This is a genomic window from Curtobacterium sp. PhB25, assembly GCF_004365375.1.
Taxonomy (GTDB): domain Bacteria; phylum Actinomycetota; class Actinomycetes; order Actinomycetales; family Microbacteriaceae; genus Curtobacterium.
Genome location: NZ_SODR01000001.1, coordinates 133,652 through 159,936, shown reverse-complemented (window position 1 = coordinate 159,936; position 26,285 = coordinate 133,652). Strand labels below are relative to the sequence as shown.

22 protein-coding genes are annotated in these 26,285 nt (G+C 70.2%); 2 read left to right on the top strand and 20 right to left on the bottom strand.

The window, feature by feature from the left end:
• Positions 1-12 precede the first annotated feature (12 nt).
• Positions 13-693 (bottom strand): ABC transporter ATP-binding protein, encoded by a 681-nt coding sequence (locus EDF51_RS00730; protein ID WP_111039170.1) that lies wholly within the window; start codon positions 691-693, stop codon positions 13-15.
• A gap of 44 nt (positions 694-737) precedes the next feature.
• Positions 738-1,559, bottom strand: coding sequence for an ABC transporter permease (locus EDF51_RS00725; RefSeq protein ID WP_132100582.1), 822 nt, complete (start codon positions 1,557-1,559; stop codon positions 738-740).
• Between the two features lie 168 nt (positions 1,560-1,727).
• Between EDF51_RS00725 and EDF51_RS00720 the strand changes: the two genes are divergently transcribed.
• Both EDF51_RS00720 and EDF51_RS00715 read left to right on the top strand, forming a co-directional pair.
• The gene (locus EDF51_RS00720) at positions 1,728-3,098 is read left to right on the top strand and encodes a glycosyltransferase family 4 protein (RefSeq protein ID WP_134193506.1); all 1,371 of its coding nucleotides are present in this window, start codon (positions 1,728-1,730) and stop codon (positions 3,096-3,098) included.
• Positions 3,095-4,549 (top strand): glycosyltransferase family 2 protein, encoded by a 1,455-nt coding sequence (locus EDF51_RS00715; RefSeq protein ID WP_134193504.1) that lies wholly within the window; start codon positions 3,095-3,097, stop codon positions 4,547-4,549. The genes EDF51_RS00720 and EDF51_RS00715 overlap by 4 nt, the downstream gene beginning before the upstream one ends.
• A gap of 53 nt (positions 4,550-4,602) precedes the next feature.
• Here EDF51_RS00715 and EDF51_RS00710 read toward each other — a convergent pair whose 3' ends face one another.
• The 18 genes from EDF51_RS00710 to EDF51_RS00625 form a co-directional block, all read right to left on the bottom strand.
• Complete coding sequence (locus EDF51_RS00710; RefSeq protein WP_243837053.1) at positions 4,603-5,445, bottom strand: hypothetical protein; 843 nt, start codon at positions 5,443-5,445, stop codon at positions 4,603-4,605.
• Entirely contained in the window at positions 5,442-5,792 is a 351-nt protein-coding gene (locus EDF51_RS00705; protein WP_123292834.1) for a DUF2200 domain-containing protein, read from the bottom strand. The genes EDF51_RS00710 and EDF51_RS00705 overlap by 4 nt, the downstream gene beginning before the upstream one ends.
• Positions 5,793-5,805: 13 nt before the next feature.
• Positions 5,806-9,339 (bottom strand): DNA polymerase III subunit alpha, encoded by a 3,534-nt coding sequence (gene dnaE / locus EDF51_RS00700; RefSeq protein WP_123292471.1) that lies wholly within the window; start codon positions 9,337-9,339, stop codon positions 5,806-5,808.
• 461 nt (positions 9,340-9,800) lie between these two features.
• Complete coding sequence (locus tag EDF51_RS00695) at positions 9,801-10,730, bottom strand: RluA family pseudouridine synthase (RefSeq protein WP_134193502.1); 930 nt, start codon at positions 10,728-10,730, stop codon at positions 9,801-9,803.
• Positions 10,727-11,419: a signal peptidase II gene (gene lspA / locus EDF51_RS00690; RefSeq protein ID WP_243837052.1), complete on the bottom strand. Its 693-nt coding sequence runs from the start codon at positions 11,417-11,419 to the stop codon at positions 10,727-10,729. The genes EDF51_RS00695 and lspA overlap by 4 nt, the downstream gene beginning before the upstream one ends.
• A gap of 2 nt (positions 11,420-11,421) precedes the next feature.
• Positions 11,422-12,108: a DivIVA domain-containing protein gene (locus EDF51_RS00685; RefSeq protein WP_165901402.1), complete on the bottom strand. Its 687-nt coding sequence runs from the start codon at positions 12,106-12,108 to the stop codon at positions 11,422-11,424.
• Between the two features lie 231 nt (positions 12,109-12,339).
• Positions 12,340-12,636 carry a YggT family protein gene (locus EDF51_RS00680; protein ID WP_131846252.1) on the bottom strand — a complete coding sequence of 99 codons (297 nt, stop codon included), beginning with the start codon at positions 12,634-12,636 and terminating at the stop codon, positions 12,340-12,342.
• Between the two features lie 71 nt (positions 12,637-12,707).
• Positions 12,708-13,286, bottom strand: coding sequence for a cell division protein SepF (sepF, locus tag EDF51_RS00675; RefSeq protein ID WP_131846253.1), 579 nt, complete (start codon positions 13,284-13,286; stop codon positions 12,708-12,710).
• 43 nt (positions 13,287-13,329) lie between these two features.
• Complete coding sequence (locus EDF51_RS00670) at positions 13,330-14,055, bottom strand: YggS family pyridoxal phosphate-dependent enzyme (RefSeq protein ID WP_131846254.1); 726 nt, start codon at positions 14,053-14,055, stop codon at positions 13,330-13,332.
• A gap of 7 nt (positions 14,056-14,062) precedes the next feature.
• Positions 14,063-15,223 (bottom strand): cell division protein FtsZ, encoded by a 1,161-nt coding sequence (ftsZ, locus tag EDF51_RS00665; RefSeq protein WP_111085783.1) that lies wholly within the window; start codon positions 15,221-15,223, stop codon positions 14,063-14,065.
• A gap of 145 nt (positions 15,224-15,368) precedes the next feature.
• On the bottom strand, positions 15,369-16,742 hold the full coding sequence (locus tag EDF51_RS00660) for an FtsQ-type POTRA domain-containing protein (RefSeq protein ID WP_134193500.1): 1,374 nt from the start codon (positions 16,740-16,742) through the stop codon (positions 15,369-15,371).
• On the bottom strand, positions 16,739-18,142 hold the full coding sequence (murC, locus tag EDF51_RS00655) for a UDP-N-acetylmuramate--L-alanine ligase (protein WP_134193498.1): 1,404 nt from the start codon (positions 18,140-18,142) through the stop codon (positions 16,739-16,741). Before murC ends, EDF51_RS00660 begins: the two co-directional genes overlap by 4 nt.
• A complete protein-coding gene (locus tag EDF51_RS00650; protein WP_134193496.1) occupies positions 18,139-19,254 on the bottom strand; it encodes a UDP-N-acetylglucosamine--N-acetylmuramyl-(pentapeptide) pyrophosphoryl-undecaprenol N-acetylglucosamine transferase in 1,116 nt (371 codons plus the stop codon). Before EDF51_RS00650 ends, murC begins: the two co-directional genes overlap by 4 nt.
• Positions 19,251-20,510: a putative lipid II flippase FtsW gene (ftsW, locus tag EDF51_RS00645; protein WP_134193494.1), complete on the bottom strand. Its 1,260-nt coding sequence runs from the start codon at positions 20,508-20,510 to the stop codon at positions 19,251-19,253. The genes EDF51_RS00650 and ftsW overlap by 4 nt, the downstream gene beginning before the upstream one ends.
• Complete coding sequence (gene murD / locus EDF51_RS00640) at positions 20,479-22,008, bottom strand: UDP-N-acetylmuramoyl-L-alanine--D-glutamate ligase (protein ID WP_131846258.1); 1,530 nt, start codon at positions 22,006-22,008, stop codon at positions 20,479-20,481. The genes ftsW and murD overlap by 32 nt, the downstream gene beginning before the upstream one ends.
• 4 nt (positions 22,009-22,012) lie before the next feature.
• Positions 22,013-23,116 (bottom strand): phospho-N-acetylmuramoyl-pentapeptide-transferase, encoded by a 1,104-nt coding sequence (mraY, locus tag EDF51_RS00635; RefSeq protein WP_131846259.1) that lies wholly within the window; start codon positions 23,114-23,116, stop codon positions 22,013-22,015.
• Positions 23,113-24,621, bottom strand: coding sequence for a UDP-N-acetylmuramoyl-tripeptide--D-alanyl-D-alanine ligase (gene murF / locus EDF51_RS00630; protein WP_134193492.1), 1,509 nt, complete (start codon positions 24,619-24,621; stop codon positions 23,113-23,115). Before murF ends, mraY begins: the two co-directional genes overlap by 4 nt.
• Entirely contained in the window at positions 24,618-26,282 is a 1,665-nt protein-coding gene (locus EDF51_RS00625; protein WP_134193490.1) for a UDP-N-acetylmuramoyl-L-alanyl-D-glutamate--2,6-diaminopimelate ligase, read from the bottom strand. Before EDF51_RS00625 ends, murF begins: the two co-directional genes overlap by 4 nt.
• Positions 26,283-26,285 lie beyond the last annotated feature (3 nt).

The following is a 26,285-nucleotide window of genomic DNA, read 5'->3' as shown; positions in this document are numbered from 1 at the left end:
TCGAGCTCGCGCTCAGACGGTCTCGTTGTACGCCTTGACGACGTCGTTCGTCTTGCCGATCATCTTCAGCTCGCCCTCATTGAGCCAAGCCACCTCGTCGCACATGTCCTTGACCGTGCTCATCGAGTGGGAGACGAGGATGACGGTGCGGCCCTCGTCCTTCATCTCCTTGAACTTCGTCCGGCAGCGCTTCTGGAAGGTCGCGTCACCGACGGCGAGCACCTCGTCCACAACGAGCACGTCCGGGGTGACCGCGACCGCGACGGAGAACCCGAGTCGGACGTACATGCCCGACGAGTAGTTCTTCACCGGCTGGTCGATGAAGTGGCCGACGCCGGAGAACGACACGATGTCGTCGAACTTCCGCGTGACCTCCTTGCGGCTCATCCCGAGGATCGAGCCGTTCAGGAACACGTTCTCGCGACCGGAGAGCTCGGGGTGGAAGCCGGAACCGACCTCGAGCAGCGACGCCTGCTTGCCGCGGGCAGTGATCGAGCCCTCTTCCGGCCAGAGGATCTTCGCCAGGCACTTCAGCAGCGTGGACTTGCCGGACCCGTTCTTGCCGATCAGGCCGAAGGTCTTGCCCTGCGGGACCTCGAACGACACGTCCTTCAGTGCCCAGAAGTCCTCGTGCACGGACTTCTTGCCGCGCATGACCATGCTCTTCAGCGAGTCGTTTCGCTCGCTGTACATGCGGAATCGTTTCGACACGTGGTCGACGGTGACGGCAGCATCGCTCACAGCAGTTCAGCCAGCTTCTTCTCGTTGCGGGAGAACACGAAGTAGCCGAGTGCGAGCGAGGCGCATCCAGCGATGGCGCACGCGACCAGATCGGTCCAGTTCGGGAGACGGTTGTCGTACATGAGGTTCCGGAAGACCTCGGAGAACCGCTCGATCGGGTTGAGCTTGTAGACGTGGATGATCCACGGGTGTCCGGCCTTGTTCGCGGCGTCCTCGACGAGCGACAGCGGGTAGATGATCGGCGACAGGTACATCCACATCTGCAGGCCGATGCCGACGAGGTGCTGCATGTCGCGGAAGTGCACGTTGATGATCGACAGGATCAGCCCGAGGCCGGCGGCGAACATGGCGAGGAACACCATCGTCAGCGCGATCAGCGGCAGGTAGATCCAGAAGTTCGAACCCGCGATGGCGAGGGCGATCAACAGCACACCCATCTCGACGAGCCACGTGAAGCCGAACGACCCGACGGCCGCCAGCGGCAGCGTCATCCGCGGGAAGTAGACCTTCTTGATCAGCGAGCCGTTGGCCACGATCGAGGTCATCCCCGAGTTGATGACGTTGCGCGCGAAGATCCACGGCAGCAGGCCGCACATGAGCCACAGCGGGTAGATGTTCAGTCCGCTGGGGTCACCGACCTCGAGACGCGCCCGGAAGATGAACGAGTACACGATCGTGTAGATCAGCATCGTCGCGAGTGGGTTGATCAGGGACCACAGCTGCCCGAAGACCGTGCGGCGGTACTTGCCCTTGACCTCGCGCGCAGTGAGGTTCATCAGCAACTCGCGCGACGACATGAGCTCGTTCAGGTACGTCATGCTTCGGGTGCAGGCTCCTCCGGGGCGCAACGGAGCGCTCCTCACAGGGATTCAGGGACGAGGCATTCTCGCACACTGGTTGCACAACGCACGTTCGACGCGGTGACTGGGGCGCGCGGCGAGTGGCCAGAGAGCAAACGCTTGGAAAATCATCAGTAGAGTTGGTGGGTGATCGTCAGCTTCGCCAACCACTCGACGGCGCCCGTCAACCTCGGCGGCGCGGAGCGGTCCCTCCTCCGGTTCGTCGAGGACTGGCTGGCGATCGACCCGACGATGACCCCGACCTTCGTCACGAAGGCCCCGAAGGGCAAGTTCATCGAGGCGCTCGACGACCGCGGCTGGTCCTACGACGCCCTGCGGTTCCGCGGGTGGGCACTGCCGAGCCCGCAGCCGGCTCCGGCCGCGGAACGTGCCGCGTTCGCCACCGTCGACTACGCCGCGGTGAACGCGATCATCCGTCTGTACGAGCGGCAGCGCCCGGACTTGGTGGTCACGAACACCCTCGTCGCACCGTGGGCGTCGTTCGCCGCCGCGGTCCTCGGGATCCCGCAGGCGTGGTTCGTCCGTGAGTACGGCGACCTCGACCACGGGCTGCAGTTCCAGACCGGGCGCGCGGGCGTCCTCGGCGACATCGGCCTGCTGTCCGGCGCCGTCGTCACCAACTCCGAGGCGATGCGCGAGCACCTGGCGCAGTACATCTCCGCCGACAAGCTGTCCGTCGCGTACCCAACGGTCGACACCGAGCGACTCCTGGCCACGAAGGACGAGAAGCCGGCGGTCGCACCGTTCCCGCAGGCCGAGCCCGGACTCCGGATCACGGTCCTCGGGCGTGTCGAGGAGTCGAAGGGGCAGCACCGGGTCGTGGACGCCCTCGGCGCGCTGCACGAGCGTGGCGTCGCCGCGAGCGTGTGCTTCGTCGGCAGCTGGAAGCACCCCGGCGAGGACCAGCGTCTGACCGAGCGCGCCCGCGCGCTCGGCGTCGCCGACCGTGTCGTGTTCGCGGGCGAGCAGCACACGCCCGCTCCGTTCATCCATGCGGCGGACGTCTGCATCACGCCGTCGACGATCGAGGCCTTCGGCCGCACGACGGCCGAGTACATGACCCTGGGCAAGGCGGTCGTCGCGACCCGCCAGGGCGGGAGCGCGGAGCTGGTCGACGACGGTGTCACCGGCGTGCTCGTGGACGCCGACGACGTCTCGGCCCTCGCGAACGCGCTCGCGTCGTACGCGACCGACCCGGACACGGCCAGGAGGCACGGTGCGGCTGCTCCGGACCGGCTCGCCTCGGTCACGGGCGCAGGCCACGACAACGCGGCGGCGATCGCACGCCTCGTCGCGCTGGTCGGCACCGAGGGTTACCGACTCCCCCAGGCCGCGCGGTACTGGTTCGAACTCCCGGGCGCGTACGCGTCGCTCGGTGCCACGAGTGCGCGCGCCGCGCTCGGCCTGCTCGCGAACCGGGTGCGCGCCCGCTCCGGAACGATCGGCCGACTGCTCGCCCGACCGGGTGTGGTCGCACGGAAGCTGGTGCGACGATGAGCCGCGACCGACGTCCGGTGACGATCGTCGTCCCGATCTACGACGACCTCCCCGGCCTCGAGCGCTGCATCCAGGCCCTCCTGGAGACCGTCGACTTCTCGGTCGACCGGGTCCTGCTGGCCAACGACGTCGGACCCCACGTCGACACGATCGAAGCCCGCGTCCTCGAACTCGTCGGCGAGCACCCCGGTTTCGAGTACACCCGCAACCCGCGCAACCTCGGGTTCGTCGGCAACTGCAACCGCGCCGTCCTCGAGCTCGACCGGACCGGCAACGACGTCCTGCTGCTCAACAGCGACACGGTGCCGATGCCCGGGTTCCTCGACGAGATGACCGCCGTGCTGGCGTCCGACGACGCGATCGGCGTCGTGTGTGCGCGGAGCGACAACGCGACCATCGCGTCGTTCCCGTACGCCCGGCGCAACCCGCGTGCGACGCTACCGCCGCGCCGGACGCGCGAGCTGCACGGCCGCACGAAGTACCTGCTCCCCCGCTCGACCGTGTCGCCGGTGGCGATGGGGTTCTGCTTCCTGATCCGGCGCGAGATGGTCGACCGCTTCGGCCTGTTCGACGAGGTCTTCTCCCCCGGCTACGGCGAGGAGAACGACTTCTGCCTGCGCATCAACGAGCACGGCTACACGTCGGTCCTGGCGAACCGCGCGCTCGTCCTGCACACGGGTTCGACGAGCTTCAGCGGTGACCGCGGCCCGTCGCTCCGGCTGGAGCACGAGCGCATCCTGCTCGAGCGGTACCCGTTCTACGCCGGTGCCGTCGCCCTGTTCCTCGCCCGCTACCGCGACGCCGTCGACGTGTTCGCCGACGCGTTCCTGCCCGACGACGACGTGGTCCGCGTCGCACTGCACGTGCCGGCGGACCTGACGAACGAAGTCGTCGCTCGAGTCCTCAACACCCTCGAAGCCGCTCCGGACGACGTGGTCGTGACGGTCATCGTCGCGAAGTCGCAGATCCGGACCGCGCGGCAGGCGTTCCCCGGGGCAGCCATCGCCGTGGGCGGTCGCCCGCGGCAGATCTTCGACGTCGCGATCGCCCTCGGCACCCTGACGACGTTCGCGCAGCTCTCGGCGCTCAACGCGAACGCCCCCCGCTGGATCCTCGTCGACCCGGTGTCGCAGGACGTGCGCTGGTCGCACGCCGTCGCGAACCACCGTGCCTCGGCGATCGACCGCATCCTGCGCCGCTTCGAGAACCAGAGCACCTCCTGGCGTGGCGGCGAGGGGCTCGTCGAGCTGATCCGGATGGCGGCCGCCACCGAGATCGACCCGGCATCGCTCCGTGCCCGGTGGCACGCCGTCTCCGACATCGCCGAGGCGACGGGCCTGCTCGTCCACCGGGCGACCGTGTCGCTCCGCCGGCTCACCGCGCTGAGCTTCGGGGCGCGCAACCCCCGCGTCGTCGCGCGGATCCGCGCGATCACCGGGCGAGGCGCCTGACACGACGCACCTGCTGACGGGAGGCCCGTGGCAGCCCCGCCACGGGCCTCCCGTCAGACGGCGACCACATCGACCACCGGACGGTGGCGTGCGACGCACGTCGCGTCCCACGCGCCCAGCTGGTGGAGCGTCGCGATGCGGAACACGAGCGCCCGGACCAGCAGCTGACGCCACTTCGGCTCGTCGGCGCCGAGCGCGTCGAGCCGACCGACCGGGACCCCGTGCCAGCACACCGCGTCGACGGCCGCGATCGCGGTGCCGAACCCCGCCGGGCGCCAGTACGGCGGCCAGTCGATGATCGTCGGTGGCTGCCCGTCGGCGAACAGCACGTTGCCGAGCAGGTCCCCGTGGACCAGCTGCGACGGTGCTCGGACCGGCCGGAACGCCGCGGCGAGCCGGGCGAGGGTCGGGTCCGCCGGCAGCGGCTCCTCGCCCCACGCCATCCGGTCGGCACGGGCCCACGGGTCGGTGCCGGCGCTGGCTGCGCTGACGGCGCCGGGATCCGTGCCGAGGAACGCGGGCCGCTCGACGTCTGCGATCGCGCGGTGGAAGGCACGACCCGCCCGGATCACGTCCTCGACGCGGGACTCGTCGGCCGCGCCGGGCACGAACTCCCACGCCTCCCAGTCCCCCGACCGCCAGCTGCCGTCGCGGGTGGGCACGGGGCGGGGTGTGCGGAACTCGGCCGGGTGCTCGGACTCCGCTGCGCGCTCGAGTTCCGACAGGACGCCGGCACGCCAGTCGGTCACCGCAGCGCCGTCGTGGGGCCGGAGGACGATGCCCCCGGCACGCCAGGTCAGCCCGCGCCCACCCGCGAGCGGCACGGGCGTGGACCCGGCGACCCCGAAGGCACGCAGCGCCTCGGCGCCGGGAACGCTCCCGCCGGCTCCGGTCACGCGGTCCGCAACACCTTCGCCATCGGACGGCCCTTCGCGACCTCGTCGACGAGCTTGTCGAGGTACCGGATCTGACGCATGAGCGGGTCGTCGATCTCCTCGATCCGGACGCCGCAGATCACGCCAGTGATGAGCGGCGCGTTCGGGTGCAGCTGCGCGGCGGCGAAGAAGTCCTCGAACGTGGTCTCGTCCGCCAGGTGCCGTGCGAGCGCTGCGTCGTCGAACCCGGTCAGCCACGTGATGACGGCGTCGAGCTCGCCCTTCGTGTGGCCCTTCCGCTCCACCTTCGCCAGGTAGTGCGGGTAGACCCCCGCGAAGGGCGTCCCGAAGATCCGGTGTCCGGCCACGGTCACGCCCCCGCTACACCAGGCAGCGCGGCCCGAGCAGGCTCTTCAGCTCGCCGAACAGGTCGGGTGTCAGGTTCACCGGGAACGGCAGCTCGAACGTGCGCGCGACGTCGTCCTTCAGCAGCTTCAGCCGGACCTCGGTCTCACCCTGGTGCCGTCCGAGCACGGCCGCGAGCTCCGTCACCGTGGACGTGGTGGCCTGCCGCTCCGGCAGCGACAACGTGAGCGGGCCGGAGCCCATCGCGTCGCCGATCGCCGGCTGGAACATGCTCACTGCGTGCAGGGCCTTGCCGTCGTCGCGGACGTTCACACGACCGCGCAGGACCACGATCGAGTCGGCCACGAGCGACGGACCGAACTCCTGGTAGGTCTTGCCGAGGAACATCACGCCGATCTGGCCACCGAAGTCCTCGATGTCGACGATGCCGTACGGGTTGCCGCTCGTCTTCGCCACCCGGTGTTGCACGCTCGTCAGCAGACCCGCGACCGTGACGGTCTCGCCCTCGACCGAGTCGTCGGCCGCGATGAGGTCGGCGATGGTGATCGACTGGTGCTTCGCGAGCTCGATCTCGAGCCCCGCGAGCGGGTGGTCCGAGACGTAGAGGCCGAGCATGTCGCGCTCGAACGCGAGCTTGTCGCGCTTGGACCACTCCGGACGGTCGGGCACCTGTGACACCGGACCGGTGGCCGGTGATTCCTCGGCGACCTCGGCGAACAGCGAGTCGAAGTCGAAGCCGACGTTGCCGTGGGCCTCGTCACGCTTGACCTTGACGGCGCCTTCGACCGCGCCCTCGTGGATCTCGACCAGGGCGCGGCGGGAGTCGCCGAACTCGTCGAAGGCACCCGCCTTGATGAGCGACTCGACGGTCCGCTTGTTCGCGGACGAGATCGGGATCTTGCGCAGGAAGTCGTGGAACGACTCGAACGGGCCCTTGTCGGTGCGGGCCTTCACGATGTCGTCGACGACGTTGAACCCGACGTTGCGGATCGCGCCCATGCCGAACCGGATGTCCTCACCGACAGCGGCGAAGAAGCCGATCGACTCGTTGACGTCCGGCGGCATGACCTTGATGCCCATACGGCGGCACTCGTTCAGGTACAGCGCGAGCTTGTCGCGGGCGTCGCCCACCGAGGTGAGCAGCGCCGCCATGTACTCGGCCGGGTAGTGCGCCTTCAGGTACGCGGTCCAGAACGAGACGACGCCGTACGCGGCGGAGTGCGCCTTGTTGAACGCGTAGTCGGAGAACGGCAGCAGGATGTCCCACAGCATCTTGATCGCCGCAGCCGAGTAGCCGTTGTCCAGCATGCCCTTCTCGAAGCCCGCGTACTGCTTGTCGAGCTCGGACTTCTTCTTCTTGCCCATCGCGCGGCGGAGGATGTCCGCCTGGCCGAGGGAGAACCCCGCGACCTTCTGCGCGATGGCCATGACCTGCTCCTGGTAGATGATCAGGCCGTAGGTCCCGCCGAGGATCTCCGCCAGGGGCTCTTCGAGCTCCGGGTGGATCGGCGTGATCGCCTGCTCGCCGTTCTTGCGGAGCGCGTAGTTCGTGTGCGAGTTCGCACCCATGGGGCCCGGACGGTACAGGGCGATGAGCGCGGAGATGTCCTCGAAGTTGTCGGGCTTCATCAGGCGCAGCAGCCCACGCATCGGCCCGCCGTCGAGCTGGAAGACGCCGAGTGTGTCACCGCGCTGCAGGAGCGCGTACGCCTCGGGGTCCTCGAGCCCCATGGTCTCGAGGTCGAGCTCGATGCCACGGTTGTTCTTGATGTTGTCGAGGGCGTCACTGATGATCGTGAGGTTGCGGAGCCCCAGGAAGTCCATCTTGATCAGGCCGAGCGACTCCGCTGCCGGGTAGTCGAACTGCGTGACGACCTGGCCGTCCTGCTCCCGCTTCATGATCGGGATGATGTCGATGAGCGGGTCGCTCGACATGATGACGCCGGCCGCGTGCACGCCCCACTGGCGCTTCAGCCCCTCGAGCCCGAGCGCGGTGTCGAAGACGGTCTTCGCCTCGGGGTCGTTCTCGACCACGGTGCGGACGTCGACGGCTTCCTTGTAGCGCGGGTGGTCCTTGTCGAAGATCCCGGTGAGCGGGATGTCCTTGCCCATCACGGGCGGCGGCATCGCCTTGGTGAGCTTCTCGCCCATGCCGAACGGGAACCCGAGGACGCGCGAGGAGTCCTTCAGCGCCTGCTTCGCCTTGATCGTGCCGTACGTGACGATCTGCGCGACGCGCTCCGACCCGTACTTCTCGGTGACGTACTTGATCGCCTCACCGCGGCGCCGGTCGTCGAAGTCGACGTCGAAGTCGGGCATCGAGACGCGGTCCGGGTTCAGGAACCGCTCGAAGATCAGGCCGTGCCGGATCGGGTCGAGGTCGGTGATGCGCATCGCGTACGCGACCATCGAGCCGGCACCGGAACCACGGCCGGGGCCGACGCGGATGCCGTTGTTCTTCGACCACAGGATGAAGTCGGAGACCACGAGGAAGTACCCCGGGAACCCCATCTGGTTGATGATGCCGACCTCGTAGTCGGCACGCTCCTGCACCTCGGCCGGGATGCCGTCGGGGTACCGGTAGTCCAGCCCCTTCGCGACCTCTTTCTCGAACCAGGAGTGCTCGGTCTCGCCCGCCGGCACCGGGAACTTCGGCATGTAGTTCGCCGAGGTGTCGAACTCGACGTTGCACCGCTCGGCGATGAGCAGCGTGTTGTCGCAGGCCTCGGGGTTGTCGCGGAAGACGTGCCGCATCTGCTGCGGGGACTTCAGGTAGAACTCGTCGGCGTCGAACTTGAACCGGTTCGGGTCGTTCAGCGTCGAACCCGACTGCACGCACAGCAGGGCCGCGTGCGACTTGGCGTCGTGCGCGTGCGTGTAGTGCAAGTCGTTCGTGCCGACCAGCGGGATGTCGAGGTCCTTCGCCAGCCGGATCAGGTCGCTCATGATCCGACGCTCGATCTCGAGTCCGTGGTCCATGACCTCGGCGAAGTAGTTCTCCTTGCCGAAGATGTCGCGGTAGTCGGCGGCGGCCTTGACGGCTTCGTCGTACTGGCCGAGGCGCAGGCGCGTCTGGACCTCGCCCGACGGGCACCCCGTCGTGGCGATGATGCCCTCGTGGTACTCCTCGAGCAGCTCGATGTCCATGCGCGGCTTGAAGTAGTAGCCCTCGAGCGACGCCTTCGACGACAGCCGGAACAGGTTGTGCATGCCCGTCGTGTTCTCGGCGAACATCGTCATGTGCGTGTACGAACCGGCACCGGAGACGTCGTCCCCACCGCCGTCGCCCCACCGCACACGGGTCTTGTCCGTGCGGTGCGTCCGGGGCGTGATGTACGCCTCGGTCCCGATGATCGGCTTGACGCCGCCGGCCTTGGCGGCCTTCCAGAACTCGAAGGCGCCGAACATGTTGCCGTGGTCGGTCACCGCCACGGCCGGCATGCCCTGCGCAGCGGTCTCCTGCACGAGGTCGCCGAGCCTGGCCGCGCCGTCGAGCATCGAGTACTCGCTGTGCACGTGCAGGTGGACGAAGGAGTCGGAATCCGCCACGGAACCTCCGGTCGAACGAGCTGCTTGCGGGACGCGAACAGCCTAACCGCGACCGCGGACAAACCCGCGCGTGTCCGAGCGGTCCGACACCGAGGTCGCACGACACGCCGCGCGCAGCCCGGCGAGGGTGCAGGAACCGTCGCTCGGCGGGCCCGAAGCCAGCAGATCGTGTCCCCACGGCGGTGGAGCCCGCGCGTGGCGGACGGGAGGCACGGGGCGGCGTCGCCACGGGCCTCCCGGCCGGGGGTGGGCGTCACGCGCTCGTTACGCGCGCGACACGCCCGTCGCTCCCCCGTCGAGGTTCCACAACACGCCGTGTGCGCTCCGCCGAGGTTCCACAGACCGACGCACAGTGCGCCGAGATGCCGAGATTTCGGAACCTCGGCGGGACGACGCGACGACGCGACGGCGCGACCGACGCGACGGCGCGACCGGCGCGCCCGACGCGACGCGCGCGCCCGTCAGGACGAAGCGGCTCGGATGCGGTCGAGCGCGAGGCGCAGGTCGTCGGGGTACTCCGCCTGGAACGACACCCACTCGCCGGTGCGCGGGTGGTCGAAACCGAGTCGCACGGCGTCGAGCCACTGGCGGGTCAGCCCGAGCTCCTGCGCCAGGACCGGGTCGGCGCCGTACATCGTGTCGCCGACCAGCGGGTGGCGGGTCGCGGCCATGTGCACGCGGATCTGGTGGGTGCGCCCGGTCTCGAGGTGCACCTCGAGCAGGGTCGCCGACCGGAACGCCTCGAGGGTCTCGTAGTGGGTGACGCTCGGCTTGCCGTCGGCGGTGACCGCGAACTTCCAGTCGCTCGACGGGTGCCGGCCGATCGGGGCGTCGACGGTGCCAGAGGTCGGGTCGGGGTGCCCCTGCGCGAGTGCGTGGTAGACCTTCTCGACCGTGCGCTCCTTGAACGCCCGCTTGAGGTGGGTGTACGCGAGCTCGGTCTTCGCGACGACCATGAGTCCCGACGTGCCGACGTCGAGGCGGTGCACGATGCCCGCACGCTCGGCGGCGCCCGAGGTCGCGATGGTGAACCCAGCTGCGGCGAGGCCCCCGGGCACGGTCGGGCCGTCCCAGCCGGGCGAGGGGTGCGCGGCGACGCCGATGGGCTTGTCGACGACGACGATGTCCTCGTCGTCGTGCACGATCGTCATCCCGGGCACGGCCGCCGGCACGATGCGCGGCGGCTCCCTCGGGGACCACTCGACCTCGAGCCACGAGTCGGCGTGCAGGCGGTCGGACTTGTCGACGGGGACGCCGTCGACCCGGACCCCACCGGCGGCGACCACGTCGGCCGCGAACGACCGGCTGAACCCGAGGAGCTTCGCGATGGCGGCGTCGACACGCTCACCGGCGAGCCCGTCGGGTACGGGAAGAGAACGCGACTCGCTCACGTGGCGTCGTGCCCCAGCGCGTCGCGCCGGTCGTGCTGCTCCGGACGGGAGGCCCGCTTCGGCTCCGCCACGTCGGCTGCGGCCGATGCCGCGTCGGTTGCGGGCACCGAGAACGCGGCCCCGCCGTCGAGCGGCTCCGTCGTGTCCGCCTGCGCAGCGCCGCGCTTGGCGGACACCGTGCGGGACCCGTCGAGGTTCACCCCGAGGATCACCAGCAGCACGAAGACCACCATGCTGATGCAGATGAACGAGTCGGCGACGTTGTAGATCGCCGGCATCATCCACGGCGTCGAGATGAAGTCGACCACGTGGCCGCGGCCGAAGCCGGGCTCACGGAAGAGTCGGTCGATCAGGTTGCCGAGCGCGCCGCCGAGCAGCATGCCGAGCACGACCGCCCACCACATCGACCGGATCCGACGCGAGTAGATGATGATCGCGACGACGACCGCCGCCGAGATGATCGAGAACACCCACGTCATGTTCACCGCGAAGGAGAACGCCGCCCCGGGGTTCCGGACGTACAGGAACTGGAGCGCCCCGCCCAGGATCGGGACGGGGGTGCCGTACGGCAGGTTCGCGACGACCAGTGCCTTCGCGACCTGGTCGAACGCCACCACCACGACAGCGGCGAAGGCCAGTGCCGCGATTGCGCGGACACTGACCTTCGCTCGTGATGCTGGTCGTGACAACGTCAGTTGCCGAAGCCCTGCGCCGATGCCGGCGCGGGGGTGAGACCGGACTGCTCGTTCGAGGAGTCGAGCTCGGAGAGCTGCCCCTGGATGTAGCTCTTGAGCTGGGCGCGGTAGTCGCGCTCGAACGTCCGGAGCTCGTCGATCTTGCCCTCGAGCTGGCGCTGCTCCTGCTCGAGCACCTGGACACGCTGACGGTTCGTGTTCTCGGTGTCGGCGATGATCTGGCGCTGCTTGGCCTCGGCCTCGGACACGAGACGCGCTGCCTGGGCGGTGCCCTCGGCGATGAGCGCGTCGCGCTTCTCGACGCCTTCGCGGACGTGCTCCTCGTGGAGACGACGCGCGAGCGTCAGGAGGTTCGTGGTGCCCTCGGTGTCCTCGTCCGCCGGGACCGTGGTCGCCGGGGCAGCCGCTGCGACCGGAGCGGGCTCGGGAGCCGCCTCGACCGGGGCCGGCACGGGCTCCGGCTCGGGTTCTGCCGCGGGAGCGGGCTGCTCGGTCTGCGCCGACTGCGGGGCCGACTCGACCGCCTGCAGGCGCTGGCGGAGCTCGTCGTTCTCCGCGGTCAGGCGACGCAGCTCGACCACGACCTCGTCGAGGAAGTCGTCGACCTCGTCCTGGTCGTAGCCCTCGCGGAACTTCGTCGGCTGGAACCGCTTGTTGACTACGTCTTCCGGCGTCAAAGCCATTGCCGTCACCTCAATAGAACTGCTGAACGTGTGGAACCACTTGCGTCGTGACCGAACTTACCAGTCACCACGTGTGGTGCGGATGCCGCGCCGGAGGCGAGCATCGATCCCGACCACCGTACACCGACGACGGGGAGGAACGACGACCGCTGCATCGGCGCGGCGCGTGTCGCGGACCTGGATCGACCCACGAGCGGGCCGGGATCGAGCCAGGAACGGACCTGGATCGGGTCAGACCGCGACGGCGATGCCGTTGACGACGACCCGGGCGATGATCACGACGAGCATGACGATCGTCCAGCCGAAGTCGAGTGCCACCGGCCCCATGCGGAGCGGCGGCAGGACCCGCTGGACCGCGCGGATCGGCGGATCGGTGATCGTGTAGACGAACTCGGAGACCACGAGCAGCCCCCCGCGCGGCCGCCAGGACCGGTTGAAGTTCTGCACGAGGTCGAGCGCGAACCGCCCCCACATGACGAAGAAGTACAGCAGGAGGGCGAGGGAGATGATCCCTAGGATCACGGACACGATGGGGCTCGCTCGTCTCGGGCGAGTGCCGTCATGCTACGACGCTCACGGGCGGGTGGCCGGGGGACGGCTCAGGACTGGGCGAAGAAGTTCGCCTCGATGTCGGACTCTACCTCAGCCGGCTCACCGCTCACTGCGACGTGTGCGGGCGACAGCAGGAAGACCTTGTTCGTGACGCGCTCGATCTTGCCGTACAGGCCGAGCGACAGGCCGGAGGCGAAGTCGATCATGCGTCGGGCGTCGTTCTCGGTCATCTGCGAGAGGTTGATGATGACGGGGATCCCGTCGCGGAAGCTCTCGGCGATGGACTGGGCGTCCTTGTACTCGCGCGGGTGGACGGTGAGGATCTCGTTCATTTCCTGGACCGGGGTCGCCTTCTGTGCGGTCGTGTGCGAGCGGCGGAGCGGAGTGACCTGGGCGCCGCGCTGGTGGGTGTGCGTCTTCGCGGGAGCGGCGGCCGGGGCCGCTGCCGGAGCTGCGGCGGCCGCGGGAGCGTCCGCCGGGGCGGGGGCATCCTGCGGGGCTGCGGCCGGAGTGGCGGGAGCCTGCTGGCGCGTGGGCGCGGCCTGCTGCGGCTGCTCGTCCTCGTAGTCGAGTTCCTCGTCGGCGAGGCCGAGGTAGACCATCGTCTTCTTCAGCGGGTTGGCCATGGTTCCTCCGGAGGTTGGTGCACGTGGATGCCCTGCAACGAGGCTAGGGTGCCGCCGGCCGATTTCCCGTGATTGCGGTACCGATCCGCAGGTGTGTCGCGCCCTCGAGCACGGCGTCGGCGTAGTCGCCGCTCATGCCGGCCGAGATGTCGGTGGCGCCGGGCTCGAGCGCCACCACCTGGTCCGAGATCGCCCGCAGCCGAGCGAACGCCGCACGGGGCTCCTCGTCCAGCGGCGCGACGGCCATGACCCCGCGCAACCGGATGGTGCCGGTCTCGAGCACGCGTGCGGCCATCGCCTCGACGTCTTCCGGTTGCACGCCGCCGCGGCCGGGGTCGTCGGTCAGGTTGACCTGCACGAACCCGTCGATGACCGGTGGATCCGGCTCGGCCTCGGTCGGTGCGAAGGCATCCACGACCGACGTGCGGTCGAGGGACTGCACGACGTGCGCGTAGCGACGGACCTGCCGGGCCTTCTTCGACTGCAGCTGCCCGATGAAGTGCCAGGTCAGGTCGAGGTCGGCGAGCTCCGCGGCCTTGGCCTGTGCCTCTTGGTGGCGGTTCTCCCCCACGTCGGTGACGCCGAGTGACGCCAGCGCACGGACGAGTGACGCCGGGTGGTACTTCGTGACGACGATCAGCGTGAGGTCGTCGGCCGAGCGCCCTGCGGCGCGCGCCGCGTCGGCGATGCCACCTCTGACGGACGCGAGACGCGCCTCCAGTCCGTCGTCTGATGACGAGGCGGACGGGAGGCGCGTGTCTGCTACCAAGGAGGGGTTACTTCAGGAAGTCGGGGACGTCGAGCTCGTCGTCGTCGTCGAACGCCGGGTCGGCGGCGCGCTGCACCGGCGGCTGGTGTTCCTGCGAGGCCCAGGAGGGGCTCGACGTGCTGGAGTCCTCGATCGCACCGGTCGAGGCGGCGACGGGGGCCGTCGCGCTCGACTCGGGGTCGACGTAGCTCGAGCGACGCTCCTTCTGCTGCTGCGCCGGCTCGCCGCCGTCGAAGCCCGCGGCGATGACGGTCACGCGGACCTCGTCGCCGAGGGTGTCGTCGATGACCGCACCGAAGATGATGTTCGCCTCGGGGTGCACGGCTTCCTGCACCAGACGCGCGGCGTCGTTGATCTCGAAGATGCCGAGGTTCGAGCCACCCTGGATCGAGAGCAGCACACCGTGCGCTCCGTCGATCGAGGCCTCGAGCAGCGGGGACGCGACGGCGAGCTCGGCGGCCTTGATGGCACGGTCGGCGCCGCGCGACGAGCCGATGCCCATGAGCGCGGAACCCGCACCCTGCATGACGGACTTGACGTCGGCGAAGTCGAGGTTGATGAGACCCGGGGTGGTGATGAGGTCGGTGATGCCCTGCACGCCGGCGAGGAGCACCTGGTCGGCCGTGGCGAACGCCTCGACCATCGAGATGCCGCGGTCGCTGATCTCGAGCAGGCGGTCGTTCGGCACGACGATGAGCGTGTCGACCTCGTCCTTGAGCCCGGCGACACCGTTCTCGGCCTGGGACTGGCGACGCTTGCCCTCGAAGCTGAACGGCTTCGTGACGACACCGATGGTGAGGGCGCCGATCGACTTGGCGATGCGGGCGACGACGGGCGCACCACCCGTGCCGGTCCCACCGCCTTCACCGGCGGTGACGAAGACCATGTCGGCACCGGCGAGGGCCTCTTCGATCTCCTCGGCGTGGTCCTCGGCGGCACGACGGCCGACCTCGGGGTCCGCGCCGGCGCCGAGGCCGCGGGTGATCTCGCGGCCGACGTCGAGCTTGACGTCGGCGTCGCTGAGCAGCAGCGCCTGCGCGTCGGTGTTGATCGCGATGAACTCGACGCCACGGAGGCCGAGTTCGATCATCCGGTTGACGGCGTTGACGCCGCCGCCGCCGACACCGACGACCTTGATGACGGCGAGGTAGTTGTGGTTCGTGGTCACGTCAGTCAGGCCTCCGGTTGAACCCTCAACCTCTACTTGAAGTTCAGGGGCAATGCTGGTAGATGTGGTGCTGGCTTCGACGCTACGGGTGGGTTCCGCGCACTGTCGCCCCGCCACGCCGCGTGTCGCCGATCAGGTCGGCAATTCAGTCCTTCGCGCGGATCACGCCGTTGTCCGGTGCGGACACGTCGTACTCGACCACGACACCCGGGTTCCGCGCCGCGTGGTCCTTCACCAGGGCGGCGAGCAGCGCGGCCTTCGCCTCGGAGTCGTCGGGGCTCCCCCACACGACGGTCGAGCCGTCCTTGAGCGTCAGGGTCACGTCGTCGGCGGTGGATCCGGCGACCCGCGTGACCTGCGACCGGACGGTCGACGGCAGCGCCAGCACGACCTCGGTCATCGTGCGGAAGCTCGAGGACCCGAGGCGCGCACGGGCGATGTCGGCGAGCGGCATGGTGGCCGGACGCTGCGGCGACGACTGCACGACGATGCCGGCCGGGTCGACGAGGTCGAACGAGCTGCCGGACTTCACGGCCACGACGGGCGTGCGCTCGGTCACCGTCACGACGAGGGTGTGCGGCGGGGCCTCTTCGGTCACGTAGCTCTCGATGAGCGGGAAGCCGGCGATGTCCTGCTTGATCTCGTCGAAGTCGAGCCGCGCGAGCGGGGTGCCGATCTGGTCGGACAGGGCCTGCCGCAGCGCGGTCTCGTCGACGCGGTTGGTGCCCTTGACCTCGATCGTCTGCAGGGCCATCAGCGGCGAGAACACCGCCACCAGGATCGAGACGCCGAGCACGAGCACGATGCCGGCCGCGGTGATCCACGCGGCGCGACGGTGGCGACTGCGCCGGGTGAACCGCCGCACCTCGGCCCGCTCGAGCAGGCGACGGCGACGCTTCGCGATGCGCGCCTCACGCGCGGTCTCGGCAGCGCGGACGCCGGCACCGATGGGTGCGTCGTCGTGCTGGACCGGCCGGGAGGCACTCCCAGCGTCGAGCACGTCGGTCACGGTCGCGTCGTGCTCGCGTGCACTGCCCGCCGCGCCCCCGGACGGTCGTCGCGCCCCGTCTCCTCGGGGCGCGTTGCCCGCGTCGGGGCGCGGGTCGCGGTGCTCCTCGTCCGGTGTGTACTCGCGCAGGCGGTCGGCGACGGCGCCGAAGCCGGCGCCGACGCGGCGGCCGGCCGCGCCCGCGAGGGCGCCGACGCGGTCGCGCGTCGAGTCTGCGGCATCGGTGGTCGGTTCCGCGCCCGCGTACGGCCGTCGCGCCCCGGTGCTCGGGGGCGCACCGACCGCTGGGGGGCGCGATCCGGAGGAACCGGGTGCGGGAGTGACGGCCGGGGCCTCGTCGACCGCAGCCGACGCGTCGGACGCGGGACGGGCCTCCCGGTCGTCGGGTGTGCGCCCGCGGAACGGGAGCCGCGGCATCGAGGGGCCACGACGCTGCCGGGGCGCGTCGGCGCCCTCGACCGGGGCGTCCCTGCGGGCGTCCCCCTCGTCGAACCCCTCGGGTCGCCTCACCGGCCCAACGCTCCCAGCACCTGCGGGATGATCCGGTACACGTCACCGCAGCTGAGCGTCATGATGATGTCGCCGTCGCGGGCGACCGCGGCGGCACGGGCGGCGGCCTCGTCCCAGTCCGGCAGGAACTCCACGCGGGACTGGTCGGCGAAGCGTTCCTGCACCAGGGCACCGGTGACCCCGGGCTCCGGGTCCTCGCGCGCGCCGTAGACGTCGAGGACGACCGTGTGGTCGGCGAGCTCCTCGTAGACCCGCGCGAAGTCACCGGCCATGAGACGGGTGCGCGAGTACAGGTGGGGCTGGTGGATGGCGATGATGCGGCCGTCGCCGACGACGTTGCGGGCGGCCTTGAGCGCCGCGGCGACCTCGGTCGGGTGGTGCGCGTAGTCGTCGTAGACCGACACCCCGCGCTCGACACCGTGCAGTTCGAAGCGGCGCTGGGTGCCGCCGAAGGCCTCGAGCCCGCGGATCGCGTCGGCGGCGCTCACGCCCAGACCGGTCAGGACCGCGAAGGCGCCGACGGCGTTGATCGCGTTGTGCCGGCCCGGCACGCGCAGGGTCAGGTGGTGTGCCTCGCCACCGGCGCGGAACGCGACCTCGACGCCCGCGGACTCGATGATCCGCTCGATGCGCACGTCGGCGTCGACGGCCTCGCCGAAGGTGACGACCTCGGGGGCGTCGGCACGCGCGCGGATGCCCGCTGTGACGGTCTTCGCGCCGGCATCGTCGCTCGAGATGACGACGCGCTCGCTCGCCTTCGCAGCGAACTCGACGAACGCCTCGGTGAAGGCCTCCTCGCTGCCGTAGTGGTCGAGGTGGTCGGCGTCGACGTTCGTGATCAGGGCCACGGCGACGTCGTAGAGCAGGAACGAACCGTCGGACTCGTCGGCCTCGACCACGAACAGGTCGCTCGAGCCCGGTGCCGAGCTCGTGCCGAGCGACTGGATGACGCCGCCGTTGACGAAGCTCGGGTCGAGGCCGAGCTCGACCATCGCGGTGACGATCATGCCGGTCGAGGTGGTCTTGCCGTGCGCGCCGGCGACCGCGACGAGGCGGTGCTCGGCGATGAGGGCGGCGAGGGCCTGGGACCGGTGCAGCACCGGCAGGCCGCGGCGCTGCGCCTCGAGCAGTTCGGGGTTGTCCGGCCACAGCGCGCTCGTGACGACGATCGTGTCCGCGTCACCGACGTTCGCGGCGTCGTGGCCGATGTGCACCGCGGCGCCGAGGTCGCGCATGATGCCCGTCGTCTCGGTCTCGCGGGAGTCGCTGCCCGTCACGCGGTGACCGGCAGCGAGGAACATCCGGGCGATGCCGCTCATGCCGGCGCCGCCGATGCCGACGAAGTGCACGGTGCCGAGGTCCTCCGGGATCGGCTGCGTCAGGTCCGGCTTGATGGTCATGGTTCCTCCGTGGTGCTGGCGGCGCCGTTGCCTCGTGCGGTGCCTCGTGCTGCGTCCAGGACGAGGTCGGTCATCCGGTCCGCGCCGTCGCGGTGTCCGACGCTGCCCGCCCGGACCGTCATGTCCGCGATGCGGGCCCGGTCCTGCAGGATCGTCAGGAGCTGGAACGTCACCCAGTCGGGGTCGAATTCCCCGTCCGCCACGAGCACGGCTCCCCCGGCGTCGACGACGTCCTTCGCGTTGTGCCGCTGCTCGCCGTTGCCGACAGGGTACGGCACGAGCACGCTCGGCAGCCCGACCGCGGTGAGTTCGCAGACCATGCCGGCGCCGGAGCGGGACACGACGAAGTCGCTCGCCGCGTACGCCAGGTCCATCCGGTCGCAGTAGGCGAGCACGTGGTAGCCGTCGAGGTCGCTCGGACCGATGTCCGACGCGGCGCCGACGACGTGCAGGACCTGCCAGCCGGCACCCAAGATGGTCGCCGCGGACTTGTTGATCGTGCGGTTGATGCTTCGGGCGCCCGAGGAACCACCCGTGACGAGGAGCACCGGGCGAGCCGGGTCGAGCCCGAACTCGGCGAGGGCCTCGGCACGACTGGCACGGCGGTCGAGCGACTCGATCTCGCGCCGGAGCGGCATGCCGACGACCCGGCCGTGCCGCAGTCGGGTGTTCGAGAAGGTCAGGCCGACGTGCTCGGTGAGGAACGCGGCGAGGCGGTTCGCCAACCCCGGCTTCGCGTTCTGCTCGTGCACGACGATCGGGGTGCCGGTGCGCCGGGCCGCGATGTACGCCGGTGCCGCCGCGTAGCCGCCGACGCCGAGGACGACCTCGACCTCGCGCTCGCGGATGATCTGCTCGGTGCGCTTGACGGCCGCGGCGAAGCGCTGGGGGAAGTGCAGGGCCGCGCCGTTCAGCTTCCGGGGGAACGGCAGGCGCGGGATCGTCAGGAGCTCGTAGCCGCGCATCGGCACCAGGCGGGACTCGAGGCCCTCGGCGGTGCCCAGGACGAGGACCTCGGCATCCGGCTCGCGCTCGGTCAGCCGGTCAGCGACCGCGAGCAGGGGGTTGACGTGTCCGGCGGTGCCCCCGCCGGCGAAGAGGTACTTGCTCACCGGAGTCGTCCGTTCGTGGTGGTGCTGTCGAGGGGCGGGTTCGTGGTGCGCGGGTCGTTCTTCCCGGGCAGGTCTCGGGCGAACGACAGCACGACGCCGATCGCCACCAGGGTCATGATGAGCGCGGACCCGCCGGCCGAGATCAGCGGCAGTGGGACGCCGAGGACCGGCAGCAGGCCGAGCACCACGGCGATGTTCACGAGCGCCTGGCCGATGATCCACGCCAGGATGCCGCCCGTGACGGTCTTCACGAACGGGTCGCGGGACTGCCGGATGATCTTGATCATGCCGACGGCGAGCACGACGAACAGTGCGAGCACGACGACGGCGCCGATCAGGCCGAGTTCCTCGCCGATGATCGCGAAGATGTAGTCGTTGTCCGCCTCGGGCAGCCACGACCACTTCGCCTTGGAGTTGCCGAGTCCGACGCCGAACACGCCACCGGACGCCAGCGCCCACATGCCGTGCACGGGCTGCCAGCACAGGTCGGCGTACTGGTTGGAGTCGGTGCAGCCGGACAGCCAGGCGCTGATGCGCACCTGACGGGACGACGACGCCATCGTGACGAACGGCAGCATGACCGCCATCGCCGCCAGGCCGACGAGCAGGTGGCGGGCGCGGGCCCCGCCGACGTAGAGCGCGCCGAGGACCAGGATGAGCATGATCATCGCGGTGCCCTGGTCGCCACCGAGGATCACGAGGCCGAGCGACAGGAGCGAGGCGATCCCGATCGGGATGAACACCTCTTTCCAGTCGTCGAGCTTGTCGCGCTTGACGTACATGATCGCGCCGATGCCGAGCACCAGGCCGAGCTTGACGACCTCGGACGGCTGCGCGGTGAACGAGCCGATGCCGATCCAGTTCCGGTTGCCCTGGACGTCGATGCCGAGCGGTGTGTACACGAGCAGCTGCAGGACGAGGGCGGCACCGAGCAACCGCATCGCCCACTTCCGCCACAGCCGTGTCGGGATTCGGCTCGCGACGAGCATGAGCGGGATGCCGAGGACCGCGTACAGACCCTGGCGGGACGCTGCGCCGAAGAAGTCGTGCGTCGCGGCGTACTGCTCGACGCTCGACGACGACAGGACCATTACGACGCCGAAGACGACCAGGAAGAGCGTGACGCCGAGGATCGTGTAGAAGGTGCTGGACTCGGCGACGAAGACGTTCTTGACGGCGACGAGTGCGCCGTTCGTGCGACGCGGGTTGCCCGTCGCCGGCGTGCTACGACTGTTCGGAAGATCCGTCGTCGCCATCGGCGTTGCCTCCCAGGTGCTCGTGGACCGCCGCCGCGAAACGACGCCCCCGGTCGGCGTAGGAGCCGAACTGGTCGAACGACGCAGCCGCCGGGGCGAGGAGGACCGTGTCGCCCGGCCTCGCGACCGATGCGGCATGCCGGACCGCCTCGGGCATGACCTGATCAGTGTCCGTCGTCTCCACCTGGAGCACCGGCACCCCGGACGCGTGTCGCGCGAATGCCTCCAGGACGGGGGTCCGGTCGGTGCCGATCACGACGACGGCACGGACCTCGGGGCCGAAGCGTGCGACGAGCCCGTCGACGTCGACGCCCTTGAACAGGCCGCCGACGATCCACACCACGGTGTCGAACGAGGCGAGCGAGGCGGTGGCGGCGTGCGGGTTCGTGGCCTTCGAGTCGTCCACCCACGCGACGCCGGCCGACTCGGCCACGAGCTCCGTGCGGTGGTGGTCGGCGCGGAAGGCCCGGACGGCGGACTGGATCGCACTCGGCTGGACGGTGCCGGCACGGGCGAGGGCCGCGGCGGCCAGGACGTTCATCGTCATGTGCGGGCTGGCGAGCCCGGCGACCTCGAGGTCGGCGAGAGTCGACAGCTCGAGCGCGCTGTTCCGACGGTCGTCGTTGAAGGCGCGGTCGCACAGGACGTCCTCGACGATGCCGACGTCCCCCGGCGCGGGCACCCCCGGCGTGAAGCCGACGGCACGGCAGCCCTCGACGACGTCGGCGTCCTGCACCATGTCGCGCGTGACGTCGTCGGCGGTGTTGTAGACGCACGCCATCACGGTGCGCTCGTAGACCTTGGCCTTCGCGGCGCGGTACGCCGCGGCGGAGCCGTGCCACTCGAGGTGGTCGTCGGCGATGTTCAGGCAGGCGCTCGCGAGCGGCACGACCGCGCCGTCGCCTGAGGTCGCCATGTAGTGCAGCTGGTGGCTGGAGAGCTCGACGACGAGCACGTCGTAGCCGTCCGGGTCGCGGACGACGTCGAGCACCGGCACGCCGATGTTGCCGCAGGCCACGGCACGCAGGCCGCCGGCCTCGTACATCGCGGTCGTGAGCTGCGTCGTGGTGGTCTTGCCGTTCGTGCCCGTGATCGTGATCCACGGTGCCGCGACCGGACCGCGCACGACCTTGTCGCGCACGCGCCAGGCGAGCTCGATGTCGCCCCAGACCGTGCTGTTCTGGACGGACCACTGAACGGTCGCGTTGTGCGGCGGCAGGCCGGGCGACACGATGACGACGTCCGGTGCCTGCTCCTGCAGCGCGGCCGGCACGGTGTCGAGCGGCGTCTGCACGAAGCGCGCACCGATGACGTCGAGCAGGTCGACGCTGTCCGACGGCGCGTCGGACGAGTACACCGTGACCGCACCGCCGAGCTCGACCAGGGTGTCGGCGACCGAGAACCCGGTCGCGCCGAGCCCGAGCACGGCGACGTTCAGGCCCTTCCACCCTTCGGAGTACCAGCTGTCGAGGGACTGGAGGCGGGAGGACGAGGACACCGGGTCAACCAACGCGTGCGATCCATTCGAGGTAGAAGAGGCCGACCCCCGCGGCGACGAAGAGCCCCGCGATGATCCAGAACCGGACGACGACCGTCACCTCGGCCCACCCCTTCAGCTCGAAGTGGTGGTGCAGCGGACTCATCCGGAAGATCCGCTTGCCGTGGGTGATCTTGAAGTACGCCCGCTGCAGGATGACCGAGCCGGTGACGATGAAGAACAGGCCACCGATCAGGATGAGCAGGAGCTCGGTGCGGCTGAGGATCGCGAGACCCGCCAGCGCGCCGCCGAGGCCGAGCGAACCGGTGTCGCCGAGGAAGATCTGCGCCGGCGAGGTGTTGTACCAGAGGAACCCGATGAGCCCACCGCAGACCGCGGCCGCGACCACGGCGAGGTCGAGCGGGTTCGACACCGTGTAGCAGGCGTGTGCGGTGTTCGAGTCGAGACGGGCGCCGCCGCAGATCTGGTTGGACTGCCAGAAGCCGATGATGACGTACGAGCCGATCGCCAGGATGCTCGAGCCGGTCGCGAGACCGTCGAGCCCGTCCGCGACGTTGACGCCGTTCGACGTCGACACCGTGAGCAGCACGATCCAGGCCAGGAACAGCACGGTGCCGATGACCGTGCCGAGCGCCATGAAGTCGAGCCACGGGATGTCACGGATCGCCGAGATCATGGTCGACGCCGGGGGCTTGCCGTTCGACGTCGGCACGACCAGGGCGACCGTGGCGAAGATGACGCCGACGATGACCTGGCCGAGGACCTTGGCCCACCCGCCGAGCCCGAGGCTCCGCTGGCGCCGGACCTTGAGGAAGTCGTCGATGAACCCGACGAAGCCCAGCCCCACCATGAGGAACAGCACGAGCAGGCCGGACAGGGTGATCGAGTCACGTCCGACCAGGTGGCCGACGAAGTACCCGATCACGGCGCCGATGATGAGGACGATGCCGCCCATCGTCGCGGTGCCGCGCTTGGTGTGGTGCGACTGCGGACCGTCGTCACGGATGAACTGCCCCCACCCGAGACGGTGGAACAGCTTGATGAAGAACGGGGTGAGCAGCAACGTGAACACCAGCGACGTAGCGCCGGCGATGAGGAGCGCGATCATTCGGTGACACCTCCGAGGCGGTCGCCGAGGAATCGCAGTTCGGCCGACTTCGAGGACTTGACCAGGACCACGTCGCCGGGGCGGAGCATGTCCTGGAGTGACCGGACGGCGTCGTCGACGTCCTCGATGAACACCGATTCGCCGTCCCACGATCCCTCGAGGGTGGCTGCCTGGTGGATGGGCATCGCGCCGCGGCCGACGACCACGAGCTGACCGATGCCGAGACGGACGACGAGCCGACCGATGCGGTCGTGCTCCTCGGTCGAGAACTCGCCGAGCTCGGCCATCTCGCCGAGCACGGCGACGGTCCGCTCCCCCGGGCGCACGATCTGCGCCAGGGTCCGCAGCGCCGCTGCGGTCGAGTCCGGCGACGCGTTGTAGGCGTCGTTGATCACGGTGACACCCTCGGGGCCGCCCTGCAGCAGCTCCATGCGCCAGCGCTCGGCGCGCGTCATCGACGCGAGCGCCGCGGCGCCGTCGGCGAGCGGGACGCCCCAGCGGTGGGCGACCGTCAGGGCGGCGGCCGCGTTCATCGCGTGGTGCTCACCCAGGATCGCGAGGCGCACGTCCACGTGATCCGGGCCTCCAGGCTGGGTCCCGTCCGCCGAACGGTCACCTTCCTGGCGGACGGGAGGCGCGGTGAGGGTGAAGCGGGTGCCGCTGCGGTCCGTCTCGATGCCGGTGATGCGGTAGTCGGCACCCGCCGACGTGCCGAAGCCGACCACCTGGGCGGCCGTCAGGTCGCGCATCGACGCGACCCGGTCGTCGTCGACGTTGAGCAGTGCGGTCGCGGAGGCAGGCAGGTCGGTGACCATCTCGGACTTCGCGCGCTGCGTCGCCTCGATGCCGCCGAACTCGCCAGCGTGCGCGAGACCCACCTTGAGCACGACACCGACGTCCGGCTCGGCGATGCGGACGAGCGCCGCGATGTGGCCGACGCCGCTGGCCCCCATCTCGACGACCAGGAACCGGGTTTCGTACTTGACCCGGAGCATCGAGATCGGTGCCCCGACGTGGTTGTTGAAGGACCCCTGGGGCGCGACGGTCTCGCCGTGCTGCTCGAGGATCGTCCGGAGCATGTTCTTCGTGCTCGTCTTGCCGTTCGAGCCGGTGATGCCGACGACCTTGAGCGGTGCCGGACGCCCCTCGGCGTCGACGCGGTCGGCGGATGCCATCCGGACCCGGGTGACGACCTCGTGCGCGAGCGCGGCGAGGGCTGCGTAGCCGTCCGCGACGACGATCTGCGGCGCGGTGGTCTCGACGCGCTCGGGAGTGATGACCAGCGCGGCACCGGCCTCGGTCGCGGCGGGCACGAAGCGGCGCCCGTCCGTGACCTCGCCGGGCAGGGCGAAGAAGACACTGCCGGGGCGGACCAGGCGCGAGTCGGTCTCGACCGAGCCCTCCACCACCAGGTCGCCGGGCTCGGCGACGTCGGTCGCCTGGGCACCACCGATCAGCTCGCCGCCGACCGCGGTGGCGATCTCGGCGAGGGTGAGCGCGATCATCGGAGGTCCTCGGCCGGACCGGAGTTCGGCTCCCAACCGGCTTCGCGCAGGGCCTGACGGGCCTCGTCGCGTGCCGAGTAGGGGGTGCGGACACCGGCGATGTCGCGGTAGTCCTGGTGGCCCGGGCCGGCCCAGAGGATCGAGTCGCCCTCACCGAGCAGACCGACGGCCAAGCGGATGGCGGCCTCGGGCGGGCTCACCTCGTGCAGCTCGTGGTCCGGGAACGCCTCGCGCGCGGCGTCGACCAGGGTCTTCCGGATCGACGCGGCGTCCTCGAAGCGGGGGTGGTGGTCGGTGACGACGAGGATGTCGCTGCCGGCCGCCGCGACGCGGGCCATGTCGCCGCGCTTCGTGGTGTCGCGGTCGCCGTCGGCGCCGAACAGCATGAGGACTTTGCCGGACGTGAACTGCCGGACGGCCGCGAGGGTGTTCTCGAACGCGTCGGCGCTGTGGCCGAAGTCGACGTAGACGCTCGGGCCGTGCTCGCCCGAGACACGCTCGGTCCGGCCGGGCAGGTAGCACTCGATGGCGGACACGCGGCGCACGGCGCCGTCGCGGTCGCTTCGGGCCTCGTGCTCGTCGCGGTCGTCTTCGTCCGGGTAGCGGCGGTGGTTGCTGTCGAGCGCGTGCGCGATGGCACCGAGCTCGAAACCGCCCTCGACCAGCATCACGATCGCCAGTGCGGCGTTCGCGGCCATGTGCCAGCCGATCAAGGGCACACGGGTGGTGAGCTCGCGGCCCTCGGGACCGGTCAGGCGGAACTCGGTGTACGCGGCGTGCGCCTCGACGATGTCGACGTGCCACTCGGCCTCGACGTCCGGGTGCACCGTGATCGTCGTGACCGGGATGCGGGAGTCCTGCACCACGCGGTGGCCCCAGTCGGTGTCCAGCGAGACGACGCCGCGACGGGCGTGCTCGGGCTGGAACAGCGGGAGCTTCGCCTGGTAGTACTCCTCCATGTCGGCGTAGTCGTCGAGGTGGTCGTGCGACAGGTTCGTGAAGGCCGCGACGTCGAAGACGATGCCGTCGACCCGGTGACGGCTGAGGGCCTGCGCGCTCACCTCGACGGCGACCGCGCGCACCTCGCTCTCGCGCATCCGGGCGAGGAGCGCGTGCATCTCGCTGGCCTCGGGCGTGGTGAGACGGCTCGTCACGCTGAGCGTGCCGATGTGGCGCTCGGCGGTCGAGCTCAGGCCGGTGACCAGGCCGAGCTGCTTGAGGATCCCCTCGAGGATGTACGACGTGCTCGTCTTGCCGTTCGTGCCGGTGACGGCGAACAGCTGCGGCAGGTCGGTGGCCTCGTCCGGGTGGGTGCGGTAGACCCAGGCGGACACGTCGCCCAGGGCTGCACGGGGGTCGTCGACGACGAGGACCGGCAGACCGGCCGCTCGTGCGCTCTCCACGCCCGCGTCGTCGGTCAGGACGGCGACGGCACCGCGCTCGGCGGCCTCGGTGGAGAACTCCGCGCCGTGCCGGTTCGCACCGTGCACGCCGACGAAGACGTCACCCGGCTGCACCTCGGCGGCGCTCAGCGTGACACCGGTCGTCTCGACGGTGTCGAGGGAACCGACGACGCGGAGGCCGAACGCGTTCGCGAGCTCGGCGACCGCCCTCGGGGTCGGGTGTTCGGGCCGGAGGACCGGGGGGATCCGTGCGGACAAGTG